Below are 4,721 nucleotides of genomic sequence, written 5' to 3'. Positions count from 1 at the left end.
GCGATCGTCATCGGCGTGCTGCTGGGCCACTTCTATCCGCAGACGGGCGAGGCGATGAAGCCGCTCGGCGACGGCTTCATCAAGCTGATCAAGATGATCATCGCGCCGATCATCTTCTGCACGGTCGTCGTCGGCATCGCCGGCATGGAAGACATGAAGAAGGTCGGCAAGACCGGCGGCCTGGCGCTGCTGTACTTCGAGATCGTCAGCAGCGTCGCGCTGGTCGTCGGGCTGCTGATCATCAACCTGGTGCAGCCCGGCACCGGCATGAACATCGACGCGTCGACGCTCGACACCAAGGGCATCGCCGCCTACACCGGGCCGGGCAAGATGACCTCGACGACCGACTTCCTGCTCAACGTGATCCCGAGCACCGTGGTCGACGCGTTCGCGAAGGGCGAGATCCTCCAGGTGCTGCTGTTCGCGGTGATGTTCGGCTTCGCGCTGCACAAGTTCGGCGGCCGCGGCACGCTGGTGTTCGACTTCATCGAGAAGTTCTCGCACGTGCTGTTCGGCATCGTCGGCTACATCATGAAGGTYGCGCCGATCGGCGCGTTCGGCGCGATGGCGTTCACGATCGGCAAGTACGGCGTGGGCTCGCTGGTCTCGCTCGGCGCGCTGATGGCGACCTTCTACGCCACCTGCCTGGTCTTCATCTTCGTCGTGCTCGGCGGCATCGCGCGGTTCAACGGCTTCTCGATCTGGAAGTTCATCAAGTACATCAAGGAAGAGCTGCTGATCGTGCTCGGCACCTCGTCGAGCGAGGCCGCGCTGCCGCGCATGATGGTGAAGATGGAGAACCTGGGCGCGAAGAAGTCGGTCGTCGGCCTGGTGATCCCGACGGGCTACTCGTTCAACCTCGACGGCACCTCGATCTACCTGACGATGGCGGCGGTGTTCATCGCGCAGGCCACCAACACGCCGATGTCGCTGACCCAGCAGATCACGCTGCTGCTGGTGCTGCTGCTGACCTCCAAGGGCGCGGCGGGCGTGACCGGCAGCGGCTTCATCGTGCTGGCGGCCACGCTCTCGGCGGTCGGCCATGTGCCGGTGGCCGGGCTGGCACTGATCCTGGGCATCGACCGCTTCATGTCCGAGGCGCGCGCGCTGACCAACCTGATCGGCAACGGCGTGGCCACGATCGTGGTCGCACGGTGGACCGGCGACCTCGACACCGCCCGGCTCGCGCGCGAGCTCGACAACGTCAGCGGCACCGAATCCGACGAACCCGAAGCGGAGCTCGACCGGAGCACCGCGCACATGCCGGCCACCGCTGGCGCACGTGACGCCTGACCGGCTCATTCATCTCACAAACACGTTCATCACCATGAAGGAGAGACAAAGATGACAGCCAAGCAACGCGTGGTCCTGGTCACCGGCGGCATGGGTGGCCTGGGCGAGACGATCTCGACCAAGATGGTTGATGCGGGCTACAAGGTCGTCGTGACCTATTCGCCCAGGAACACCAAGTCGAAGGAGTGGGTCGCCGGCATGAAGGCGAACGGCTACGACATCACCGCGGTGGCCTGCGACGTCGCCGACTTCGAGTCGTGCACGAAGGCCGTCGCCGAAGTGCAAGGCCAGGTCGGCGCGGTCGACGTGCTCGTCAACAACGCCGGCATCACGCGCGACACCACCTTCAAGAAGATGGACAAGATCAGCTGGGACGCCGTGATGCGCACCAACCTGGACAGCCTGTTCAACATGACCAAGCAGGTCGCCGACGGCATGGTCGAGCGCGGCTGGGGCCGCATCATCAACATCTCGTCGGTGAACGGCAGCAAGGGCGCGTTCGGCCAGACCAACTACTCGGCCGCGAAGGCCGGCGTACACGGCTTCACGAAGGCGCTGGCGCTCGAGGTCGCGAAGAAGAACGTCACCGTCAACACGATCTCGCCGGGGTACATCGGCACGAAGATGGTCACGGCGATCCCGAAGGAAGTGCTCGACTCGAAGATCCTGCCGCAGATCCCGGTCGGCCGGCTGGGCAAGCCCGAAGAGGTCGCCGGGCTGGTGATCTACCTCGCCTCGGAAGAGGCCGCGTTCGTGACGGGCGCGAACATTGCAATCAACGGCGGGCAGCACATGCAGTAGCGCGAACGCGCGGCCCTCGGGCCGTCATCTTCAACCACATCAGGAGTTCGAATGATCAAGGCAGGGATCGACCAGGACGCGATCGTCAAGATGTTCTCGGAGGCCACGGCCAAACAGGGAGAGGCTCTGCGCAAGGCCGTCAGCGATGCGACGCTGAAGGCGCTGCAGGGCCGCGAGCTGACGATGGAGAACATCAAGAAGGTCCTCAAGACCGTCACCACGGCCGCGACGACCGGCGCGGCGCAGAACGCCGCGAGCCCGGTCGACGTCGAGGCGATGCTGACGAAGGCCTTCGCCGGCATGGACGCGGCGCTGCTGCAGGCTGTCGAGGCGAATCGCAAGGCGCTGCAGACCTTCGTCGACCAGGGCGCCGGGCTGCAGGAGAAGCAGCTCAAGGGCGCACTGGCGAACCTCGAGAAGATGGAAGACACCTTCTTCGCCACCGTGACCAAGGCGGCGCAGGGCGTCAGCGGCCCGATGCAGGCGCCGTGGGAGCAGGTGCTCAGCGCGATGAAGCTGAAGGGCACCGACACCGGGGCGCAGGCGACGCAGACCGTCGAGGAGCTGATGGCGCAGACCCAGACCGCGTTGCGCGACGGCCGCGCCGCGACCGCGAAGGCGGCGCAGGCGATGCTCGACGGCTACGCGGCGCTGGTCAGCGGCGTGCTGATCGGGATGTCCGAGGGCCTGCAGTCGGGCGGCGCCACGGCGCCGGAGGCGCCGGCGGCGAAGACAAAGAAGAAATAGCGTATCAGCCGGTCCGGTTGATTCGACCTACCATCCCCGGCCGCGCTGTTGCGCGGCATTTTTTTTGGAGACTCCCATGCGAACTGCAGTCGCCCTTTCCCTCGGCCTGGCCTTCGTCGCCGGCCTCGCGGTTTCGCCGATCGCGCGGCAGCTGTTGCCCGACGCGCACGCGCAGGCCTCGGCGCCGGCCGCCGCACCTGCGGCATTGACGCCGATGATCATCGACGTCGCCGCACTGAAAGACGCCGACCTCGGCACCACGTCGAACCCCGATCTGCGCTCGAAGGGCTTCGTCAGCACACCGAACGGCACGATCGCGGTGCAGATCGGCAGCGTCGCCAAGCACTTCCACGCCACTGCCGACGAGATCCAGTACATCGTCGAAGGCACCGGCACCGCGTGGCTCGGCACCGAGAAGCGCGAGATCCGCCCCGGCATGCTGATCATCATCCCGCGCGGCACGCACCACGCCGGCAACGAGGCGACCAGCGGCCGTTTCAAGGCGATCGCGATCAAGCTGCCGCCGCAGGCTGCGAACGACACGAACTTCGTCAACTGAATCGAAAGAAGCCTCCCCCGCATGGACCTCGGAATCGACCTCGGCACGTCCGAAGTGAAGGTCGTGCTGGTCGATGACGCGCAACGCGTCGTCGGCCAGGCGCACAGCGCGGTGCCGATCTCGCGGCCGCAGCCCTTGTGGTCGGAGCAGGACCCGCAGGACTGGTGGACGGCCACCGTCGCCGCGCTCGCGCAGCTGCGCGCCGCCCACCCGGCCGAATGCGCCGCGGTGCGCGGGCTGGGCCTGTCGGGCCACATGCACGGCGCGACCCTGCTCGACGCGCAAGACCGGGTGCTGCGTCCGGCGATCCTGTGGAACGACGGCCGCAGCCACGCGCAATGCGCCGAGCTCGAGCAGCGCGCGCCCGAGAGCCGGCGCATCACCGGCAACATCGCGATGCCGGGCTTCACCGCGCCGAAGCTGATGTGGGTCGAGGCGCACGAGCCCGAGATCTTCCGCCGCACCGCGCGCGTGCTGCTGCCGAAGGACTATCTGCGGCTGCGCCTGACCGGCGAGGCCGTCTCCGACATGTCCGATTCTTCCGGCACGCTGTGGCTCGATGTGGGCCGACGCGAATGGTCCGGCACGATGCTGGACGCGACGCACCTGAAGCGCGCGCAGATGCCGCGACTCGTCGAAGGCAGCGAAGCGAGCGGCACCGTGTTGCCGACGATCGCCGCACAGCTCGGATTGCCGGACGGCGTCGTCGTCGCCGGTGGCGCCGGCGACAACGCCGCGAGCGCGGCCGGCATCGGCGTGGCCGCGCCGGGCACCGCGTTCCTGTCGCTCGGCACCTCGGGCGTCTACTTCGTCGCGAACGCCGCATTCGCGCCGAACCCGGCGCGCGCGGTGCACGCGTTCTGCCATGCGTTCCCGGGCACCTGGCACCAGATGACCGTGATGCTGACGGCCGCGAGCGCGCTGCGCTGGCTGCGCGACGCGACGCATGCCGACAGCGAGGCGCAGCTCGTCGCCGAAGCGCAGGCGCTGCCCGAAGGCGCGCCGTTGCCGACGTTCCTGCCCTACCTGTCCGGCGAGCGCACGCCGCACAACAACCCGCACGCGTCCGGCGTGTTCTTCGGCCTGACCCACGACCACGGCCGCGGCCATCTCGCGCAGGCGGTGCTCGAAGGCGTCGCGTTCGCGTTCCTCGACGGCCAGCAGGCGCTGCTCGATGGCGGCGCGCGGATCGAGTCGATCACGCTCGTCGGCGGCGGTTCGCGCAGCGCGCCGTGGGCACAGGTGCTGGCCGACACGCTGGGGCGCACGCTCGATCGCCGCAGCGGCGCCGCAGTCGGCGCCGCGCTCGGCGCGGCGCGCC

At 68.0% G+C, this 4,721-nt stretch carries 5 protein-coding genes; all 5 read left to right on the top strand.

The window, feature by feature from the left end; translation table 11 throughout:
• Positions 1 to 1,293, top strand: a 1,293-nt coding sequence (locus AC1DTW_RS27930; protein WP_477985270.1) for a dicarboxylate/amino acid:cation symporter, incomplete at its 5' end; no start/stop codon positions are given.
• A gap of 51 nt (positions 1,294 to 1,344) precedes the next feature.
• The gene (gene phbB / locus AC1DTW_RS27925; RefSeq protein WP_477985268.1) at positions 1,345 to 2,094 is read left to right on the top strand and encodes an acetoacetyl-CoA reductase; all 750 of its coding nucleotides are present in this window, start codon (positions 1,345 to 1,347) and stop codon (positions 2,092 to 2,094) included.
• 51 nt (positions 2,095 to 2,145) lie between these two features.
• Positions 2,146 to 2,841 (top strand): DUF6781 family protein, encoded by a 696-nt coding sequence (locus AC1DTW_RS27920; protein WP_477985266.1) that lies wholly within the window; start codon positions 2,146 to 2,148, stop codon positions 2,839 to 2,841.
• A 76-nt stretch (positions 2,842 to 2,917) separates the two neighbouring features.
• Complete coding sequence (locus AC1DTW_RS27915) at positions 2,918 to 3,400, top strand: cupin domain-containing protein (RefSeq protein ID WP_477985264.1); 483 nt, start codon at positions 2,918 to 2,920, stop codon at positions 3,398 to 3,400.
• A 21-nt stretch (positions 3,401 to 3,421) separates the two neighbouring features.
• A partial coding sequence (xylB, locus tag AC1DTW_RS27910; protein ID WP_477985262.1) for a xylulokinase occupies positions 3,422 to 4,721 on the top strand: 1,300 nt, incomplete at its 3' end.

The organism is Rhizobacter sp. P5_A1 (assembly GCF_056400745.1).
This window is presented reverse-complemented; position numbering and strand designations above follow the sequence as displayed.